6 protein-coding genes are annotated in these 22,066 nt (G+C 62.5%); 3 read left to right on the plus strand and 3 right to left on the minus strand.

From position 1 onward, the window contains the following. Positions 1-3: 3 nt before the first annotated feature. The 3 genes from FP026_RS25805 (at position 4) to pyc (ending at position 6,520) form a co-directional block, all read left to right on the plus strand. Entirely contained in the window at positions 4-1,593 is a 1,590-nt protein-coding gene (locus tag FP026_RS25805; RefSeq protein ID WP_188112690.1) for a carbohydrate porin, read from the plus strand. A gap of 81 nt (positions 1,594-1,674) precedes the next feature. Then, positions 1,675-2,685: an alcohol dehydrogenase catalytic domain-containing protein gene (locus FP026_RS25810; protein WP_149637437.1), complete on the plus strand. Its 1,011-nt coding sequence runs from the start codon at positions 1,675-1,677 to the stop codon at positions 2,683-2,685. 361 nt (positions 2,686-3,046) lie between these two features. Then, on the plus strand, positions 3,047-6,520 hold the full coding sequence (gene pyc, locus FP026_RS25815) for a pyruvate carboxylase (protein ID WP_149637438.1): 3,474 nt from the start codon (positions 3,047-3,049) through the stop codon (positions 6,518-6,520). 1,188 nt (positions 6,521-7,708) lie between these two features. Here pyc and FP026_RS25820 read toward each other — a convergent pair. Genes FP026_RS25820 through FP026_RS25830 form a run of 3 tightly spaced genes read right to left on the minus strand, consistent with a single transcriptional unit; the run spans position 7,709 to position 21,893 of the window. Continuing rightward, positions 7,709-10,963 carry a hypothetical protein gene (locus FP026_RS25820; protein ID WP_149637439.1) on the minus strand — a complete coding sequence of 1,085 codons (3,255 nt, stop codon included), beginning with the start codon at positions 10,961-10,963 and terminating at the stop codon, positions 7,709-7,711. Beyond that, the gene (locus FP026_RS25825; protein ID WP_149637440.1) at positions 10,954-14,637 is read right to left on the minus strand and encodes a hypothetical protein; all 3,684 of its coding nucleotides are present in this window, start codon (positions 14,635-14,637) and stop codon (positions 10,954-10,956) included. The genes FP026_RS25820 and FP026_RS25825 overlap by 10 nt, the downstream gene beginning before the upstream one ends. Continuing rightward, positions 14,637-21,893 carry a hypothetical protein gene (locus tag FP026_RS25830; protein ID WP_149637441.1) on the minus strand — a complete coding sequence of 2,419 codons (7,257 nt, stop codon included), beginning with the start codon at positions 21,891-21,893 and terminating at the stop codon, positions 14,637-14,639. The genes FP026_RS25825 and FP026_RS25830 overlap by 1 nt, the downstream gene beginning before the upstream one ends. Between the last annotated feature and the right edge of the window lie 173 nt (positions 21,894-22,066).

The raw sequence follows: 22,066 nt of genomic DNA on the forward strand, positions 1-22,066 counted from the left end.
ACCATGCAGCATGATAAATTCACAGATAATAATCTGAACTGTTCTTCGACGATGCCGGCGAAGCGAATATTGAGATCTGCGCTCTTTCTGGGAGCCGTAGCAATCATCATACCTTCACAAGCTTTTTCGCAGACTGTTGATCAGAAACAGGCGGGGATGAACGTTGTCAAAAAGCGCGAGCGTCATGCCCTCAAGGTGAAATCATTAGTTAATAATGACGAAGCCGCTGCGGCTGCCTTGAAGGCGTCTTCCTCCAGCCCAGCAATCTCCGCCGGCGATCAAGCTCTGATGCAAGCTCGATCGAAGACGGCTGCCCGTTTCGACAACTATCAGATCAAGGGGTTCAATATCCCTTACCCATCTTACTCGGACTCGCTTTTACAAGACTACGGCAGCATTCGTTCAAAGCTGGATGAATATGGGATCGGTATCGTCGGGGATGTGACGGCAATTGGCGCTTACAATCTTCTCGACGGTCCGCGAAGCGGGCCGGGGCCGGTCATGGCCGACGGGCGGCAGAGCGATCAGCAATTCTGGGGCCAGAAACTCTCTGGAACGAACTTTCTTCAAGCTGGACTCTCCTTTGATACTGATCGTTGGTGGGGGGTGCCTGATGGCCAGATCGTCGTGATGGGTGTCAACACGGTTAGCAGTTGGCAGAACTACAATCCCAATCAGACGGCGGTCGCCGCTATTACCTGGTACCAAACCCTTTTTGACAAGTCTCTCGAACTGAAGTTCGGGATTCAGACAAATGAAAAAGAATGGGTCGGCACGGTGATTGGTGGAAACATCGCGAATCCGATTGGAAGCAGCGCGGCGGTCCACTATGAGATGGGTCTGGGCCCCGTTCCGGCTGCTCAGCCATCGGCGAGGCTTAAGTGGAACATAACGGATAACATCTACGAACAGATCGGTGTGATGCGGAGCCTTCCCATCAACGGCCCCACCGGCAATCCGATCTACGACAACAGGATCTACAACCCGTCCAACCTGGATTTTGACGTCCCCAACGGCGGTTTGCTGGCGATAAACGAAATTGGATACAAGACGGCTGCCTCTCCGGGCGTTCATTCCACTTGGCTGCGCGGCGGTATCATGTGGAATAATTCCGATTTCAACAATTTCGCTACCGGCCGCAAACAGTCTGGTGCGGTTGCGGGTTACCTCCTCGGCGATTATCAGCTGACGCAAATTGCTCCGGATTCGATATTTAGTGCGTATCGCGGCCTTTATGCAGGCGCAACGATGATGATGGGCGATGAGGACGTGCTGCCTTTCTTCGCGTCTTATGAAGCTCGTCTCTATGGCATCGGCCTCATGGATTCGCGACCGCAGGACATGATCAGCCTTTCTTACACCTACAATGATATCAGCAAATCGCTGGGGCGGCAGATCAATTCGTTTTCCAATTTGTCCGGGCTCTTTGCGAATTCTGCCAGTCAGACAGCCCAGCTCAGCTACACGGCCCATGTGACCGACGGTGTGTCTGCAACGCTCGGTGTTGGTTACACGATGAACCCAAGTGTGACGCAAAGACGAGAAGATCGTAACGCTCTCAACGTCATCTTGGCGCTATTCATGCCGCTCTGAGCAGTTTTTTTCGAGCGATTATTCCCCTTATCTTAGGCAAAAAACTAATTTCCGGATTAATGTAGAGAAGGAAAAATGGCGATGAAGGCAGCCGTATTTCAGGCCGTTGGACTTCCACTTGAAGTCATTAGCATGGAGGATCCGAAGCCGGGCACCGGGGAGGTCGTTGTCAAGGTCGGGCGTTGCGGCATATGCGGAACCGATCTGCATATGACTGCACCCGGCGGAATGGCGCCGAGCCGCGGCAGCGTCATCGGCCATGAGATTTCGGGCGAGGTCATCGAACTTGGTAAAGGGGTGACTTCCCTTAAAGTCGGAGATCGTGTCGCCAGCCTTCCACTTAAAGGGTGTGGTCACTGCGGATCATGTCTCAATGGAGAACCCGTTTGGTGCGAGCGAGGCGCTGACTATCTCGGGGGAGGCTACGCTGAGTATGCAAGGGCTGGAGAACGGGAGTGCCTGCTTCTTCCCGCGGATCTCTCACTCGCTGACGGCGCCCTAGTGGAGCCGCTTGCCGTCGCGCTGCATGGTGTCAGGATGGCACAGGGTCTGCCCGGGTCAACCGTCACGGTCATCGGCGCCGGTCCCATTGGTCTTTCTGCCATTTACTGGGCGCGTCGTTTCGGAGCGTCCCGAATCCAGGTCGTTGAGGGGAACGCTGCCCGTATTGAAATGGCGATGGCCATGGGAGCCCACAGCAGTCGCCCGCCGGCACCGTCGGACGGTCAGGACCTCGGTTCCGTCAAAGAAGAGGGTGCGGAATTTGTTTTCGAGTGTGTCGGCAAGCCAGGTCTTCTAAGCGCGGCGGTCGCGATGGTCCGTCCGCGGGGAACCGTTGTGTCACTGGGATTTTGTATGGCGCCCGAGCCTTTCGTAACAGCTCAAGCTGCGATGCGGGAAGTGGTTTTGAAATTTCCGATCCTATATTCGATGCGCGATTACGAGATCGCGCTTGACTCTCTCGCTGCTGGCCATGTCGAGCCACGCGCCATGATCACAAACGTTGTCAGTCTGGATAGGCTCCCGGAAACCTTCGAGCAGTTGAGGAATCCAACCCACGAATGCAAGGTGATGATTGATCCATGGGGTTGATCGACCACCATCTTGCCGGGAGAGGAACCTGCGTCAAGGCGCTGAGGGCAGTTGGGATTCTACGCCGGTCATGCTGATGGAGATATCCCACAGCCGACGTGCGGCCCCCGTATCGCTCGCCCCGCTCGGCACGAGAGGCCTCTGTTGAGGGGCCTTTCAGCTCCTTGAAGTCGGAAGGCCCATAATAGCGACCGGAGACCACGTCACCTGTCGCGGCGGGCAGCGTAGGCCATGAGCCTTTTCTCGCGTTGTTCAGGAACAGGCCTATGAGCGGGAATAGAAAGAGAGCTGGCCCAAGGTGGCGTGCGAGATCTGTCGCGGCGACGACTGGATATTCAATTGTAATTTGAAGGACAGGTATATGGCTATCTCTAAAATCCTTGTAGCGAACCGATCCGAAATCGCCATTCGCGTGTTTCGCGCGGCCAATGAGCTCGGCATCAAAACGGTGGCGATCTGGGCGGAAGAAGACAAGCTTTCGCTCCACCGCTTCAAGGCAGACGAGAGTTACCAGGTCGGGCGCGGCCCGCATCTGGACCGGGACCTCGGGCCGATCGAGAGCTATCTGTCGATCGACGAGATCATCCGCGTCGCCAAGCTGTCCGGTGCCGATGCCATCCATCCGGGCTACGGCTTGCTGTCGGAAAGCCCTGAATTCGTCGATGCCTGCGATGCCGCCGGCATCATCTTCATCGGCCCGAGGGCCGACACGATGCGCCAGCTCGGCAACAAGGTGGCGGCGCGCAACCTGGCGATCTCGGTCGGCGTGCCCGTCGTGCCGGCAACCGAGCCGTTGCCGGATGATATGAATGAGGTCGCCAAGATGGCTGAAGAGATCGGCTATCCGGTCATGCTCAAGGCCTCATGGGGCGGCGGCGGCCGCGGCATGCGCGTCATCCGCTCCAAGGCAGATCTCGCCAAGGAGGTGACGGAAGCCAAGCGCGAGGCGAAGGCCGCCTTCGGCAAGGACGAGGTCTATCTCGAAAAGCTCGTCGAGCGCGCCCGCCATGTCGAAAGCCAGATTCTCGGCGACACGCATGGCAATGTTGTACACCTGTTCGAGCGCGATTGTTCGGTTCAGCGCCGCAACCAGAAGGTCGTCGAGCGCGCGCCGGCGCCTTATCTGACCGACGCGCAGCGCCAGGAACTGGCCGCCTATTCGCTGAAGATCGCCGATGCCACGAATTATGTCGGTGCCGGCACCGTTGAATATTTGATGGATGCCGATACCGGCAAATTCTACTTCATCGAAGTCAATCCGCGCATCCAGGTCGAGCATACGGTGACCGAGGTCGTCACCGGCATCGATATCGTCAAGGCGCAGATCCACATTCTCGATGGCTTTGCCATCGGCACGCCGGAATCGGGCGTTCCGAAGCAGGAAGACATCCGGCTCAACGGCCATGCGCTGCAGTGCCGCGTGACGACGGAGGATCCGGAGCACAATTTCATCCCGGACTACGGCCGCATCACCGCCTATCGCTCGGCTTCCGGCTTCGGTATCCGTCTCGACGGCGGCACATCCTATACCGGCGCGATCATCACCCGTTACTACGATCCGCTGCTGGTGAAGGTCACCGCCTGGGCGCCGAACCCGCAGGAGGCGATCGCCCGCATGGACCGGGCGCTTCGGGAGTTCCGCATCCGCGGCGTGGCGACCAATCTGACCTTCCTCGAAGCGATCATCACGCACCCGAGGTTCCGCGACAATACGTATACGACGCGGTTCATCGATTCCACGCCCGAGCTGTTCGAACAGGTGAAGCGCCAGGACCGTGCCACCAAACTGCTGACCTATCTTGCCGATGTGACCGTCAACGGCCATCCGGAGACCAAGGGCCGGCCGGAGCCGTCCGCCAAGGTGGCCAAGCCCGTTCTGCCCTCGATCAATGGCGTCGTTCCCGACGGCACGAAGCAGAAGCTCGACCAGCTCGGCCCGAAGAAGTTCGCCGAATGGATGCGCGCGCAGAAGCCGATCATGCTGACCGATACGACCATGCGCGACGGGCACCAGTCGTTGCTGGCGACGCGCATGCGTACCTACGACATCGCGCGGATCGCACCCGTCTATGCCCGGGCACTGCCGAACCTGTTCTCGCTGGAATGCTGGGGCGGGGCGACCTTCGACGTGTCGATGCGCTTCCTGACCGAGGATCCGTGGGAGCGGCTGGCGCTGATCCGGGAAGGCGCGCCGAACATTCTGCTGCAGATGCTTCTGCGCGGCGCCAACGGCGTCGGCTACAAGAACTATCCCGACAATGTGGTGAAGTATTTTGTTCGCCAGGCTGCAAGCGGCGGCATCGACCTGTTCCGCGTGTTCGACTGCCTTAACTGGGTCGAGAACATGCGCGTCTCAATGGACGCTGTGCAGGAAGAGAACAAGCTCTGCGAAGCCGCCATCTGCTATACGGGTGACCTCCTCAATTCGGCGCGTCCCAAATACGACCTCAAATATTACGTTGCGCTGGCGCAGGAGCTGGAGAGGGCAGGCGCCCATATCATCGCCCTGAAGGACATGGCGGGACTGCTGAAGCCCGCGGCCGCCCGCGTTTTGTTCAAGGCGCTGCGCGAGGCGACCAGCCTGCCGATCCATTTCCACACGCATGATACCTCGGGTATTGCCGCCGCGACGGTGCTCGCCGCAGTCGACGCCGGCGTCGATGCCGTAGACGCGGCGATGGATGCGCTGTCCGGCAATACCTCGCAGCCCTGCCTTGGCTCGATCGTTGAAGCCTTGTCGGGTTCGGAACGGGATCCGGGTCTGGATTCCGAATGGATCAGAAAAATCTCGTTCTACTGGGAAGCGGTACGCAACCAGTATGTGGCGTTCGAGAGCGATCTTAAGGGACCGGCGTCCGAAGTCTACCTGCACGAGATGCCCGGCGGCCAGTTCACCAATCTCAAGGAACAGGCCCGTTCGCTTGGACTTGAAACGCGGTGGCACAAGGTGGCGCACGCCTATGCCGATGCCAACCAGATGTTCGGCGATATCGTCAAGGTGACGCCGTCTTCCAAGGTCGTCGGCGACATGGCGCTGATGATGGTGAGCCAGGACCTGACGGTTGCCGACGTGGAGAACCCGGCAAAGGACATCGCGTTTCCGGACTCGGTCGTGTCCATGCTGAAGGGGGATCTCGGCCAGCCGCCCGGCGGATGGCCGGAAGGCATCCAGAAAAAAGCGCTGAAGGGCGAGGCGCCCTATACCGCCGTGCCGGGTTCGCTGCTGCCCGCCGCTGATCTCGACGCGGAACGCAAGGTCATCGAGGACAAGCTGGAACGGCCGGTCAGCGATTTCGAATTCGCGTCCTATCTGATGTACCCGAAAGTCTTCACCGACTTCGCTCTAGCCTCGGAAACCTATGGTCCGGTCTCCGTCCTGCCGACGCATGCCTATTTCTACGGGCTCGATGACGGGGAGGAAATGCTGGCCGATATCGAACGCGGCAAGACGCTTGTGATCGTCAACCAGGCGGCGAGCGCTCCGGATGCGCAGGGGCTGGTCACCGTGTTCTTCGAGCTCAACGGGCAGCCGCGCCGCATCAAGGTGCCGGATCGGGCGCATGGCGCTTCAGGCTCGGCGGTTCGGCGCAAGGCGGAAGCCGGCAACGTCTCGCAGCTCGGAGCGCCGATGCCGGGCGTCATCTCCCGCGTCTTCGTCTTCCCCGGCCAGGCGATCAAGGCCGGCGACGTGCTCCTCTCCATCGAGGCGATGAAGATGGAAACCGCCCTGCATGCGGAAAAGGATGGAACCGTCGCTGAGGTGCTGGTCAAGGCCGGCGACCAGATCGACGCCAAGGACCTGGTACTGATTTTTGGTCATTACAAAGTTCCATAAATCGTACTATGCCGGATCGGATGCCTAAGGCATTGATAATGTGGGATGCGACACGAAAGGAGCGGTTCGATTCCGTTCACATCAATAGATCCGCTTTTGTTGGCCGTGGCTTTTCGTCTTTAAAAAGTGGCGCCGCCGCCAAGCGCAGGACGACTGCTTTGCGTCTCCAAATCGGTCGTTCATGCGGTTACCGAACCGTCCTGAAAGCCGTCGTTCGCACGCGCCGACGGGAAGGACCAAGAAGGGCGGGGAGTTGTCGTTCGCTGCATCCTAGACAAACGGCAGCAATGCGCAGAGAGCTGCCGGTCGGTGTGCCGACCTGATAGTGAAGGACAGCGCAGGGAGCAGGCTTTGTTCCTGAAACAGACGTAGCACCTCAATCAACGTGACCGGCCGAGGCTGACGCCAATCCTGGCCGACAGCAGGCGCTCAGAAACTTCGTCCATACGGAAAACCCGATCGCCCTCACCGCCGCTGACAGGGACAGTGAGGCAAAGTGCCACCGGCCTAGCCTGCCGATTTTCGTGGGGTGTAGCTACTGTATGAATATACAGTGGGCCTTGACTTCAGCCAGAACTAGTGTGGACTGATACATAGTATTGCTGTGTCCCAAGCCCCCGTCAGAAGGTACGCGCAGGCTTATTTTCTTAAATCAAAAAAGGAGAGCATTCATGGCACTTAAACCAGGACCAAAGCCGATAGCGAAATCCACAGGGAAACCAGATCAGCGCCGTCGTGATAACAAAAGCACACCAGGGAATACACCGTCCCTCAAACCTAGCAAATCTAGCAAGCCCACCAAATAAGGCACATAGAAGAGGGCTCTCGCTGATTTGCACTTCTACCCCGGTATTCGATTGAACCTGCGCGAAATGCCGCGCGGACTGCGTGCCTGTCGGATGTTGGATGTCAGCTTTCTCGAATTCCCCGTCGATACCGGTCAGTCCGATAACGGCCCCAAATCGGTCATTCAAAGCGGACAAAGCCGATGTCTGTCACTGAGGAATTTCAGGCAGATAGCTTTTGCAAAAAATGGATCGACGGTTCAAAACCTATCAAGAGCGTAGTATAGTAGCTCAAGTTTTCGAAGCGGATCCCAACGGGGTTATTGTTCAGAGCGCGATTCGCAGAAGTCCTTTGCGTGCTGGGCGCCCTCGCTTTCCATCCGCAGCAGGTCGTCACCAATCGCTAGACGACGCTGCTTCCGCCGAGGGCGGCTGCCAGGGTAGTGACGAAGCTAGCTCCGCCGCGCCCGTCCGGATCTGCGACATCGGCTGGATGGGCGATCACGGCGCCTGGAGCCGCTGGATCTGGGCCTGACCATAGGGGAAGCAGCTTTCCGCGATTGGACCCGGCGGCAAGGGCGTCGGCAAAGACTTCATGCGCGCTGACGGGCTGGTGAAGCCTGACCCAATCGCCTGCCGGAGCGCCGACGGAATTTACCGGCACCCCGCCGCCCACAGGTGTCGGCCCGACACCCAGATGTTGTCCCATCAGGGCCTTTCGATGCGCCCGGATGGTGACGCTGGCCCCGCGATCAATTTGCCAGTCGACAAGCGCAACATCGGTCGCACCATCGAAGGTGAGGCCACGCCGGCTGATCGAGGAAGTACCTTGCAGGCACCAGACGTCGTCGACGATCACCGTCGTACTGCGGATGGCCAGTGGCCGCCCCGGCATGCCTATTGGATGACCGATCACGACCCGCGGTCGCTGCCCGTTAAGGCCATCGACCATGCCTCCCGCCAGGGCGAGCGTTCGCGCCACCTCGAGCCGGTTGGCAAAGAAGAAGGCGGAAAAGGGCTCATAGCCCGTCACGAAGGGCGGTTCTCGAGGCACGAGGATAACCACGCGGAGGCGCGGCTCTATGGTCAACCGGTTGGCGAGCGCGTTAACGAGGTCGACTGCCGCCGCCGGGTCCTGCGGTGGGCCGGCATCATGCGTCGTATGCGCCAGCAGCGGGGTCTCGATGTAAATGAGCTCGCGGGCGTGCGCTATGGCGCGACGGAGCGCCCATTGTGCGTCGCGACGACCATAGTTGGACGAGCGAAGCTCGCGTGCGATCTGCCGGTGCAGCTCGGGATCGTTCGGCGTCGATGCCCAATTGCCGAGTTGCGTGGTGACCCAGTTCACCGCTGCGGCGATGTCGGTATCGGGGATAATCGCGAGCTCGGGTGTCTCGACATAGGCCGGCACGGTCTGCAGCACCGCTGCCGCGATTGTCGAAGGGGCCGCCGGCGGAGTAGGTGGCACCGACGTGGCATTGGCCTGAAGCAGCACCCAATTGGTCGGCAGGCCGGCGATTGGTCCTGTCTGGAAAGCCTGCGCAACATCGGCGGTCGGCACGACCGGCCGCGTCCGATGAGCTGCAGCGATCCACAGATCGAAGCCGATCTGGCTCGTTGCGACAAGGCTCGGCGCATGCACTTCATGCCAACCGGCGCCACCGGGGTTGGCGAGCCGGGGAGATTGGGCGTCGGCCTCGCGCGTCAGCCAGGCGCCGGTGAGCATCGACCGGTAGATATCGGCTGCGGCTCCAGGCTGTAGCTGCAGCGCGAAGAGGCTTTCGTTGCGCGACATGGTCGGCAGTCGCGGCGCCTCGCGGGGGTTGGCATCGGTCGAGAGATGCCGGACGACGCCTTGGATAAAAGCGATCGGGTCGCCAAGCACTGCCGCCAGCGGAAACGGTCCACGTGACGGCGCGCCGATCATGGGATTGGACGCGGTACCGCGCCAGAACATCGCGGCGAGGATATTGGCGGGCGGCAGCTGGGGCGCCGGCACATCAGCGCCGACAGTCAGGTGCAAATTGCCCATCAGCTTGACGCGTGGCACGGCGCTGGCGGCAGTCAACCATGTCAGCGCCGCGTCCATGCGCAGCGTGGTTGTGCCGCCGGGACGAACGACGTCGGAACCGAGGTTGAAGGGATCAGCCAATCGGACGGTGTCGGTTGCCGCGCCAGTCGTGATGGTGGCATTGCCGTCGCTGCGCCGCAGCAAGGGCTGCTCGTCCGGCGAAACCCCCATGAGGATCTGGATGGGATAGAAACGTACGGCGACGCCCGCTGGCAGTCCCGCCGGCAGCGTGACGAGAACGTCGTTGCTGCCGGCGATCCAATTGGCCACCGCGGTCTTGAGCGGCGCCAGCGCAGCCATGACGCTGGCGTCATTGCCAGGAACTGGCGTCGCCGCGGGCGCGATCGGCCAGGCGCCGTTCGGCCCCGGGATATTCGGAAAAGGCCATTGACCAAGGTCAAAATAGGAGCTTGCGGCAAACATCGGCCCGGTCTGGAACGCTGCTGCCGGATTACCACCCTGCAGATTGAGGATGACTTGCCCGATCCAGCCGAGTGCCGAGCGGCTCTCTGGGAGCAAAGTGATTGGGCTGCCCTCCCTGAGGATCGAGGCCTGTGAGGCGTTGGTCCTGACGTCGGCGCCTGGCACGCCGTCGCGCGCGGTGAGCGTGATGTTGCCCAAGAGGTGGAATGTCGGATCGCACACGGCAAGGCGCATCGTGTCTCGCGCCGGCGTCTGCGGACCGGCTGCCGGCCAGCTCACGGGCAGGTTGTTCAACCGGCCTTGTACCTGCCAGCCAAAGCGGAGCAGCGCTGGCGTGGTCAAGGCGCTTTGCGTGCCGCTTGGATCGGCATCGGCAGCGATCGTCAGCCCAGTCGGGAATGCATAAACCAGGCCGTCGCCAATGTGCTGGCTTTGTATTGGCGCGGCCCCGGCGACCCCTGCGGTATAGAGGCTGATACCGGCGTTGACGCCGGGCGGGTCTTGCCAGGGGCGACCGTGCAGATCGACTGCGTGGACGAAGTTGCCTGCAGGCACAAGTCCAGCGATCGCAACCAGCGTTCCGGCTGGTGCTCCCGCTGGCGTGGGACCACCCGCGGCCGGGGTGCCGGCGATGATCGCCGCAAGCGCTGCGGCGAAGGCGAAGGGGTCGATCGCAAGCCCATGCTCGTCATACATCGTTACGTCGCCAACCGGCATGATTTGCTCGCCAGCATTGGCGATCCAAGGCGTTGCGAAGGTCATGCCAGGGTTGGTGATAAGGAATATGGCGGGTACTGGCCGGATTGACCGGTCGGGCGGCGCTGCGTTGGCCGGCTGCAAATTGCTGACCATGAGGCGTTCGAGCCGCAGCCTCGCTTGAGGATGGATGCGAAAGACCACGGCGTTGCCCGTCGTCGTCGGCCAGGGTGTCCCGTCAAGACGAGACAGCCCGAGGCCGGTAGGATTGGGCTCGGTGATCAGCATGCCGGCGAGCGGGGCGTACCACTGCGCGGCGACCGTGAAGCTGAAATTGGCGACGTTTGCCACCGGCAGCGCTTGCGTCCACACTGGCGAAAGCAAAGGGCCTGCCAGGCCGAGGGCCGCCAGCCCATCATTATTCAGTCGCTGCCGGATGTCGCCCTGACCTGCAATGGTTATTGCCATCTCGTCGATCCTTGCTGCGAGGCGCTCTGCCCGAGGCCGTTGGTCAGCGTGACGCTAACCGTCACCGCGACCGAGGCTCGGATCCAAAGCACGAATCTGCCGCCGCCGAGGAGGCGGCGCACCAACATGGTATCCATGGTGTGAGCCGGCGACGGCACCTGGCTTTCGGTCGCAACGAATGGCAGGCCTAGTACCGAGAAGCTGCGGGTCGTCCACGGAATGAGCACATTGCTCGGCCGGGAACGGACTTGCAGTGTCCAATCGTGGCCAGGTGCCAGCGTTTCCGGGGCGTTGGTGTCCATCGCGATCCAGAGCGCCGGAGCGAGGATATTCTGGCGCTGCGTCAGCACGAAGCTTGAGATGACCGGCGCCGGATCGGCGACGAAAGCTGGCAGATCGAGCAGTGCGTGCGTGGAGCGTCCGAGGGGATCGGTCACGTCGATGCTCAGGGCCAGCGGCGCCCCCCCGGTACGATCGATCCGGAGAAAAACATCGGCGCCGACATAGGCCGCGTGCTCGGTCGAGCCGAGCATGGCGTCGATGCTGGGGAAACTGGGTAGTCCGGCGAATGTCGACGATGCCATAACCGGCGCGCTGCTTCCCTGCCGGCTCATCCAGGACAATAAATGGTCGCCGATGGTCGCGCTTGCACGCGGCGCGTCGCTCGTGACTTTGACCACAGCAAGCGTCAGCGACCGCCGAGGCGCAATCTCTGTCAGCGCAAGCGCTGGCGGCCCGGCAGGCGGGAAGAGCAAGCCGTAAGAACGGGAGGTAGGCGAGTCGACGGCGAGGCCGGCCCTGTCGAGGTCGTCGTCCGGCCGGATCACCGCCCGGTATTGCAGCAGTTCCCAGCTGCGGACGGCCGTCGCATCGGTAAAGGTCGTCGTGGTCCATGCGGCGGGATTCGGCGACACGGCTGCAACCCTCTCCATCGTGCCGAGGGTACGTGCCACGACGGCGTTGCGTCCACGGTAGAGTGTGACGCGCGTGGGCGGAGTGGCGCCGGCTGCCGTCACGGTGATTTCGGGGGAGCCTGCCGCACCCATCGTTGCCCTGATTTCGGGCATGGGGAGCCGCAAGGGGTGCGGGATGGCGTACGCCAGAAACCCCTTTCGGCCATCGGCATCCGGCACGGGCCAGCCGGAGACGACGTTCGTCTCGCTGACACCGACCACGATGAAACAATGGATCAGGCTGCTGCCGCGCGGAAGCAGCGCCTCGTAGCGCATCGTGCCGTCGGGGTGGATGGGCGGCAGGATCGGTTCGTCGCCGAGCTTGCGGTACGCCGCCTTGATCGTCGCTAGATGCGCATTGCCCTTGTGGAGATCGAAGAGTGTCTGCATCCGGCTATGGAAGCCCTGGGTCAGCACAGGGCCGGGCAGGCCGCAGGCCGCGAGGATCGCCGCTTCGGTGGCCTCGAACACGCGATAGCGCCAGGCCCCGGTCGGCGCCCAGGCGACACTGGCGTAGGAGAGCCCGGCGGCGTCCGGCAACGAGGCCCAGACCGGATATTCGGGAGGCAGCGGTATCGGTGTCGGTGGAGGGAGCGGATTGGGGGCGATCACTATTTCGCGGGCGTGACCCCACCCGCTCCATTCACCGGGCCGGATCGTCTCCTCCGCCCGAGCGTAGATCGAGACCGCCTTTTCCTTTGCGACGCCATAGACAATCGACAACGCCGTCCATTCGATACGATAGCGGCGCTCCGTGCCAACAAAGGGGCTGGCGTTGGTTACTTCGGTATCGTCGGGATGCAACGGTGTTACGGTCACGTCAGCAGGCTTTTGGATGACCATGCCCGACGCATCGAAGCGAATGAAGGTGTCGACGATGCCGGCCCCGAGCTGCGGCTTGTCCGGCGGATCTGCGAGGGGATCAGGGGGCGCCGGGTAGGGATCGAACAGGTCGACGACGAGGTGGAGCTGCCCAAGCGTACGCTCGCTCGCTTCCCAGACGATTTCGGTGCTGGCGTCGAGCGCACAGGGATCTGCCCCGGTCGGTGCACTCGCGCGCGCCCGGCAAATCGTGACGGTCGGCATCTGCACGTCGCCAGGCCCGAGGGCCAGCCACGCACCGGACCAGCCGCTCCACTGGCCGAAGAGGTCGCCGGCGGCCGCCGCATATTGATAGTTGAGCGCGGCGCCGGTGATCGGCCTCGGCACGCCGCTGTCGCGAAGCATGACGGTATTCGGCGTCAGTGCTGGGTCGGGCGATTGCCCCATCGCCCGCACGGGGGTCGCCGCGCCGATCGGTACCCAGCTGTCGCCTTTGGGCCGCCGGCGCATCCGATATTGGCCGACACCCGGCTTGTCGAAGCGGGCGAGGGCATAGGCACTGGCACGGCTGCGACCGGGCTGCGGCGAGGTGCGCGGCGTCTCGATCTTCATCGCGCTGGTAAACGGTGCGTCCGGCTTGGGGGCGCCCTCGACGAAGCTCGGCGCGGGCAGCAAAGGGTTCGGCGCATCCGGTGCTGCGCGGAAGGTCGGGGCGAGCACGATGGCGGCCAGCTCGCGATCGACCTGCCTGGCAATGATTTGCGGCGGCTTGTTGCCGAATGGCCAGATCGAGGGTGTTTGCACGGCGGCCTTGATCTGGCCGCTCCATGGCACCGTCACCATGAAGTCGTCAAGCTCCTGGAGGCGGCCGGTGGGCTCGCCGACGTCGGCGCCGGTGCCGTAGCCGAGTGCCAGGCTGGCCCAGGTGTCGGTGGCAACAGCCGTGGTGAGATTCTGCAGCGGCCGCGTCGTCATCTCCGAACGATCGATCGTACGACCGTCCCCGAATTCGTATTTGAGGCCAGCGATCTGCTGCTCGAATCGTGGCAGCAGCCTCGGCTTGGCGTTGGCAAGTTGCTGCGCATCGACATCCGGCGGCGGATGGTCGGCGAGCACTTGCAGCAAGTCGCTCATGATGTTGGCGCCGAGTTGATCGACCAATGCCGCGGGGTCGGGCGGTACCCAAGGGTCGAGCCCTGCGAGCGCCGGCCATCCTATGACCGGACCCCAGTCCTTGAGCCGCTGTATTGCCGCGGCCACGGGGTCGTCGATATAGGAGGAGACGTAGCCCTGCTGATCTGAACGATAATAGCTTGTGTTGACGAGGTGCGCCGGCACCGGCAAGCCGACGCGCTGGATTTCCTGCCATCCGCCGTCATCTGCCATCACGATGGCGGAGAGGCCTCGGGCGTCGATCAGGGCGCTTTCATCGCTCAGCCGGACCCCGAGCATAGGCCCGCCACGTAGCGTGATCATGCCCGGCCCGCCACTGGCCATCGCCACTGGATCGTTATCCGCACGCGACAGGCCGTATGCGGTCACCGGAGCATTCACCTCAAGCTCGATGAGGAACATTTCGGTGAGCCCGTCCCACCAGAAGGTGTCGGGAGCGATCCGGTGCCAGTTGTCGATGGATTTCGCTCGAGGTCGTTTGAGCGCCGTCCGCCGCCACACTGTGAATGGCTCGAGTGGGATGCCAAGGCTGGCGTTCAGTACCCAGCGCAGGGCGATGTAAGGGCCGCGTCCGCGGGCTTTGCGCGCCGTCCGGTCGTCAATGGGCGCCGGACGCGCCCAATCCTGCGCCTCCGGTGAGCGGTCCTGCGCGGCAAGTTGCCGGCGTGGATCGACGACGATCGCATCCAGGAGGAATTCGCCCGGCAGACAGACGCGCGGTGCCATTATGCCACCTCCCAGATTGCAGCATCGAGGGTCATCTTGAGCAGCTCGATATCCGATATGTCGCTGCCCTCGCCGAGAAACTGGTTTTCATGCACCCTAAGCGAGAGCGCGATCGGCTTGTTGCGGCCCGCGTCGATGGCGACGATGACAAGATTGAGGCCGGGCTCGCTGATGATATGAAGCGGTGCCGCGCCTCCGATACCCGCCGTCGGGACCACCTCGAGGTAGGGCTTGTCGACGAGGCTGATTACCTCGCGCTGCAGCCGCGGCTGTCCAGGCGGCTCGTGGTTCTGCGGCTCCTTGCGGGTGCGCACCAGCGGTTCGGGGGTGCGGATGACGATGAGCCGGGGCTGCAGCGCGCCACCATCAGGCACCCACAATACCTCGACCTCGGGGCTTTTTACTTCGACGACGGGCCGCAGGCCTGCCTCGCCGAGCGCCGCATCGATCTGCGACCGCGACAGCTGAGGCGCGTTGAGCAAGGCCAGGAGTGCAGCGATATCTGCACCGCTGGCCGGAAACTCGACCGGCTTGCTCACAGAGACGTCGGCGCACATGGCCGCCGGATTGGCGTAACGCGAGGTGGTAAAGGCACGTCGGAAGAGCGGCGTCATGAGCTTGCCAGGTGGAGGCGGCGGCGGATTGACCGGTTCGATGTCGAGGATGAAATCGGTGCTCGGCTCGAGCAGCAGGTTGATATCGACGATGGTGTGACGGGTGACGGCCCCTGACGTGGGGATGCAAGGCGCGTTGGCCAAGACATCACGGATCATGCCCTCCCACGGAGACAGCACCGACACGCCAACGAGCGGTCGGGTATTGACCTGATCGGTTGCCACTGCGGTGACGGCGTCCTTGATCACGGCAAAGGTGTTGGGGAACCCAGGCGAAGTGGGCGCGGCGTTCTTGTAGGAGGCAGCGCGGACCTTGGCCTGCAGCTCAACTCCGTAAGTCTTGAACATCGTCAGCAGATAGTCGACGGCGAAGACGATTCGGATCGGCAGGCCGTGAAAGTAGAACCGTTCGCCCTCATCGGGATCCGTCGTGATGACCCACGGGTCGAGCCTGACCGGCATCGTCTTGGCCTGATCCTGCCGGTCACCGGGTGAGGCGATGACACGGGGCGCCAATGGCTGGTTGTCGGTGCGGAAGCGGAAGGTCTGTGTCGGGGCAGCGTTCCACGTATTCGCATCCGATCCGTCGGCGTTGCATGTTGCCCATTCCCACTCGACCGAAACCGCGTATTCGGTATTGGGGAGGAGGAGCGCGGGCGGTGCCGTCATGGGTGCGAGCGCGCCATTGATCTCGCTCTTTTTGTGGTTCTGGATCAGCGTCTCGTCGGTTTCTCGTGCTACCTCGGCTGCGGTCAGCGTCTCAATGACGCCGACGAGATAGGAGGGGCGGTTAAAGCCCTCGGCGATGATGCTCTGCAGGTCGACGATGCCGAACTGGACATAGGCGGTTCCAGCCGGGGTGTTCGTATCGACGAGGATGATGGCGCCGTCCTCTTTTCGATTGGCGGTTGAGAGTAAATTGAAGACCTCGATAACGCGGCAAGCCCAGGGTCCCTTAGGATTGATCCATGATTTTGGCAGGTCGTTTTGTGTCTGGATGCGGAGGCTGCCGTTGCCATCTGCCGCGATCTTGACCGTGTCGAGCTGGTTGCCGTCGGCATCGAAGTACCGCATCTGAAGGCGGCCGCTCCGCACGAGCTGGTCGGGCGCGAAGATCAGCACCCGAAGCGTCACGATTTGACCGGTCGCAAGCGTCAGAACGTCCGAGTAGTCGTCACCCCGGCTGGCTTCCGCGAGCAGTTCGTCGATGATCTCGGCGAGTGGATAGCCGCGCCGAAGGTCCGGTGCCTGCGGCCGTTGGAACGGCGCTTCGAGCAACTTGGCGTAGCAGCCGCGGGAAACCCGCTGCCGTGTCGCATCGGCAAGCCCGGGCAGGAGCCACGCCAAGCTGGCCCGCTGGTCCGACGAGCTCGTTACGGCGGCGAAATCGCGGATCGTGGTGAACCTCGGGCGTTGGGCTTGCGCCAAGTGGACATCGGGGCGCTGCAGCGCCACCGCGCCGGCAGCGGTGCAGCCGTCAGGGCATGTGACATATCCTCCGATCACTCGGGCAGGCGCAACGTCGACCAAGAGATCGGCGACTGGATTGCCGGAACGCCAGTTCTCGGCGATGTCTAGGCGAAGCTTGGGTGCGGTCTGGCGCATCGATTGCGGCGGATCGGGCCAGGCGGTGCCGAATATCTGCCAGCCGATGCTCGACGGCCCGAGCGGCTGGTCGTGGAACGTCCAGAGCACCGATGTGGCAGGCGCGACCTCGTCGCAGATCGTTGCCCAATGTTGGCGGAGAAAATCCTCCGCGTGGCGGCTGCGTTCGACGGCGCTGGGGTGCGCATCAGGTACGCGCGTCAGCAGCGCGAGCTCGCGCTTGCTCTCGGCGGTGGGGTTGGGAGCGTTCGGCCACCAGACAGCAGGAACCTCGCCGGGGGTTAGCGCATGGTCGATGGAAATGCCTTTGAGACGGTATGTATAGTAGGGCGTCCCGCGATGCACCGCCGGCGAGGATGGACCAATGGGGCCGATCGCGACACTGGTCGTGATGGTCTTGCTGGCATCGTTCGGGTCGGGCTGCGTCGCCGAGAAGACGCCGTCGATGCGGGGCGTGCAGTCGAAGTGCAGCACGATGATCGCGTCGATCGGCACGGCTTCGCCGTCGGGGATGGCGCTGCCGTCGGCATGTGCGTCGACAAGCTTGCCATCGATCGGACGGTCGCTACTGACACCGGCCAGCAGTGCCGCCGCTCGCGACTGCAGGCTGACGCCATTAACGAGCGGCGGCGGGGCCGGTGGATCGTCGGGACGGGAGCCCAGTGTCACGTGCACGGAGCCCGATACGGTGAAGAAGAACAGGTCGACTTCGCCATGCACTTCACCGTCGATCTGAACGACGTTCTTTGTCGGCTGATAGAGATGGGTCGGATCACCGGGATAGTCCGGATCGTGCACCGGCGGGCCGTCGGGCACCTGTCCCGCGACGACCGTGAGCTTGGCCGCTGCCTCGATGCTCACCACCCAGAGATGCAGCTCTCCCCATAGTCTGATCTCGCCGGTAAAGAGGATCGGTGCAAAACCGAGGCCGGCATCGGCAGCGGCGCCGACCGAAAGATAGAGCCCATCATCCACGTCGCCCCAGGTGAACGAGACGGAAACGCCCGTCGCGATAGCGAAACCGCCGAGCCGCAAGGGTAGCAACGGGAAGGTGCTGTCCTGGCCTTCATCGTAGTTGTCGGGAGAGGCTGAACTGTCGGGTATACCCTTGCCGCGGATCATGAAATAGCCGCGAGCCTTGAAGAGGTCGAAGAAAGTGACCGTGGCCGGGTTGTACCAGGAGCCCACGTCGATCGCGAAATGCGCCAGGTCATCGAAGGGAAAGATTGCGCGCGTCGGTATGTGGACAGCAAGCAGAGGCTTGATCTCGTAGTCGAAAGTAAGCCCGATGGTGATCCGGCGCCGCCCGAGGTCGATGTCGATGACCGCAAGGATCGTCGCAGTCGGATTGCCTTCTCGTGGCGGCCGGATCGCGATGATCTTGGCCTTCATGACGAGAAGGATGCGCGGCCCGGGCATCTCGAAGATGAGCATGCCCTTGACGTTGAGCGTAAAGCCGGCGTCCATCGTTCCGAGCACGGCGCCGAGGCCGATAGCCCAATGATCGATGTCCGGCACCCAGCCGGTAATCTCCATCGGATTGCCGTTGACGCGCGTTAGCCAGTCGAGCGCCGGGACTGGATCGTTGGGATGCTCGTCGCGGCGGAAATGCAGTGCGAAGAGACCGCCAAAGCCGAAAATCCCAAGCCCCGAATTGCCAAGGGCAATGGGCACGGGGAAATCGACCTCGAGCATCAGCAGGATTGCGGTGGCCTGCGGTCCCGGCGCGGGCGGCGTCGGCACGTGGCGGACGGAGAGCCCTGCCGCGACACGGACGCCGAGACCGGGCAGAGAGACATCGAGCTGGCCGGCGAAGCCGTCTGGATAGATCGCGAGATATCCGCCGCCCTCGATGGCGCCGCTGATGTTGATGTGGACGCCAAGCGCTGTGATCGTCGGCAGCTGCCCGCCTTCGAGCGGGATACGGATGGTCGTCTTGTCGACGGTGATGACGCCCAGGTCGACCTTGAGGCCGAGGTCGAGTTCCAGATTGGCCGGGTTTGAGCGGGCTATGCGTGCGCCGGACACCTGAAGGATGTCGCCGAGCGGTGCAGGCACCCTGATGCCGCCTGTGCTCGGGATATTGATGGTAAATCCCTTCGAGGAGTCGAAGACCGGGATTACGTCGCGGATTTGCGGCTTGTCGGAGGTTTTGAACCCCACAGCCTTGTAGCGGACGGTAATGGGATTCGTGGGGTCGGTATCGATGAGCTGCGTGCCGGCGAGGTTCAGCGTGACGACGAGCGCCACCTCCACGTCAAGCAAGAGCGCACCCTGCGTACCATTGGGATCGTGCGCGACGACCAGCTCGCCGCCGTAGAGGGTGATGCGCGGTACGTGGACGACATCAAGTTCGGCCGCGGCAAGCGGGACGCTCGCTCCGATACCCAGCGCGACGAGATCACCAGCCGGCGTGTTGGAGGTTGCGACGGCGTCGAGCAGCGGCGCGAGGGCAATCAGCAGGCCGAAATAGTCGCGCCAGAAGTAATCGGCTACGGGGCCGGCGGCAAGCGCGGTGGGCGGCGGCGTCTGCAGGAATCCATCGCTGTCCTGCTCGAAGAGGCTCGCCAACATCTGCCATCGCCCGACGGTGTCGTCGAGGGTAAGCTGGAGGCGTATGTCGAGCACGCCGTCATTGGGATCGGCCGCCTTGCCGACTGGCAGCGAGATCGGTCCCTGACCCCGAGGTATCGGGTTCTGCTGCTGGACGGTGGTCAGGTAGCTCTCGAGAACCGTGGTGACGTCGACCTTGAGGCGGATCTCGATGGCAATCAGGCGATTGTGGTCGAGTTCGACACGGACATGCAGCTCCTTGAAGCGGATGCTGTCGTTGCCAGGCGCTTCGCGCTTAATGACTGGCGGTTTAAAGGGAGCCGGCACAGGCTTGCGGGCAGGCCGGGCAATCTGCACAGCGGCTGTCGCGGTAGTCGCCGGCCGACCGCCGGTCGGGATGCTGGCGAGGACACGGCGATAGGCGCCGCGCCCGGGAGCAAGGTAAGGATCGGTAGGGGGCTGCTCGCCCTCCGGCAGCTCGATGATCTGGTTGGTGACGCCTTGCGCTGTGAGCAGCTCACGGATCGCCCAGATGCGGCGCTGCGACAGTGCAAAGTTGTACTCGATGACCGGGACTTTCTCCTTGCTGGCCTCGCCAGCGAGGGTGATAGGTGTATCCGGTTCTGCTTTGGCGGCGGCCACGAAGGCGTTGAAGTCCGAGCTGGTCACGAGCTCGTTGTCCACACCCTGCCAATTCTGCTGGTTGGGATTGGCGGTATCCGCCGAGGGAATGGTCCGGATATTCTCTGGATTGCTGGCGAAGGTAGCCCAGGCGGGATCGTCGACCGTCTCCGGCGTCGCAGACGAGCGGAGCGGTTGATCGTATTGGAACTGGCCATGGAAGGTGACCGGGCTCGGCGGTTGGGCCGCGATATTCCAGGTGGCGCCGATGTCCACCAAGGCGCCGTGGGGCAACGACACGGAAGCGCGGCCGGCGGTGATCGGCAGAGCCCGTGGTGGTTCCCCGGCCGTTGAAAGCGTCGCAACCGCCGTCTCTGGCGCAAAGACGATGGTGAGTTTTTCCTGCTCGGGGAAATCCAGCATGCCGATGGCATAGCCGGGAGGACCCGCGGTTGTAACGGTCAGCACGGCCTTTTCGGAAGTGGCATTGAAGCCACCCTCCGGAGCGGTCAGCGAAGGCGGTAGCAGAGCCACGCGCACATCGGCATGGCGCGGCTGGGCGCCAGCGTGCACATCGAGAATGTCGATGCCGACAGTGCGGCTCGTCTGATTGGGCGCCAACTGGACGACGATGGGGTCGGTGGTCTGCGTCTTCCCGTCGATATTGATGTTGTAAGGCGGCTGCCCGCCCGTGACGTCGACCACCCATAGCGATTTCCGCGGAACCGGTACGATCTCGGACGTGAAAGGCGGAGCTGGAGGCGCCGCGACGTCAGGCACGGCGATCTTGTCGACCAGTCCGCCGAACTCGTCGTAGATAGTGATCGTCGCCCCTTGCGCTGCGTCCGGGTTGACGACATCGAGGCCAAAGATTGCCGACAGGCCACCGTCGCTGCCGAACTGGAACAGCAGTTCCCGCGCTGAAACGTCGACACCGAGGCCTTTGAACGCCGGCGGCTGGATGAAGACCCGCACATCTGGAGCATAGAAGCCGCGAAAATCATCGCCGACGCCGAACTTTTCGAGGATCGCTGCTGGCGTCTCGGTCCCCGAGAGGTCGAGTAGCAGGCTGTTGAAGCCGAAGCCGAGAACATCGTCGGGGCCGAAGAAGGCGTAGGGCGGCTGCATGCGCAATAGATCGCCGTAGCCGGCACCCGCCGGATCGTTAATGTCGAAAGCGGCCCAGGAATCGAAGTTGATTGATACCTGCGGATCGCTACCACCACCCGTGGTGGCTCCGGCAGTTTGGTCGATCGACAGCTTTATTTTGGGCAGAACGAGCGTGACCTCGGGATTTTGCGGGTCAGGGACAAGCATGCCGTCCGGCTGCAACAAGGCGCCTGTGAGGAACGGCAGATGCAACGTTGCAGCATCGAACAGTAGATCGAGATGGAAGACCGTATCGACAGAATCCGCTGCGGTCTGACCCGGCGCGGGTTGGCCCTGGCCAAGCCCTGCCAGAAGCGCGGCAAGCGGGCCGTTGTTGAGCGCTGCCGGATTGCCGCCGGGACCGCCGGAAACGACGAGGTCGGCAACGGGTGAAGAAATGCGGGGGGCGGTCAGCTGGAAGGTGATCGCGATGTCGGGAAAATCCCAATATGCGCCCTGCGTGCGCTGCGTACGATGGTCGACTGTCGCGTTGGGGTTCCAAGTGATGGTGAAGGGTGGTGTGAAAGTCGGCAATGCATTGCTAACGTTGGCGCTGAAACGGGCAATCCCGCTAAGGCAGATTCCATTGTCATCGAAGGCTGTCTCGATTTCGGTAACGAATAGCGCGCTCAGCAGTTCGTGCAGCGGTTGGCCAATGGCCGCACCGCCGACGACATAAGGACTGACCATATCGAGCAACGCCAACGTCGCCATAGCGGCCTCACGAGAGACAGTCGCAAATGCTGTTGAGTTCAAAAACTCAACGATCGGGAAATGTCGTTAGAAATGCACTCGGCGTGCTGCGAAAAAACAGAATCTCGTCAAGAATTCGGAACGAGACGCGATTTTCGATTGAATGCCCCACTACAGGATCGGGAGATTACCCC

Origin of the sequence: Martinezella tropici, assembly GCF_008370325.1 — a bacterium.
In the GTDB taxonomy this organism is placed as follows: domain Bacteria; phylum Pseudomonadota; class Alphaproteobacteria; order Rhizobiales; family Rhizobiaceae; genus Rhizobium; species Rhizobium tropici_B.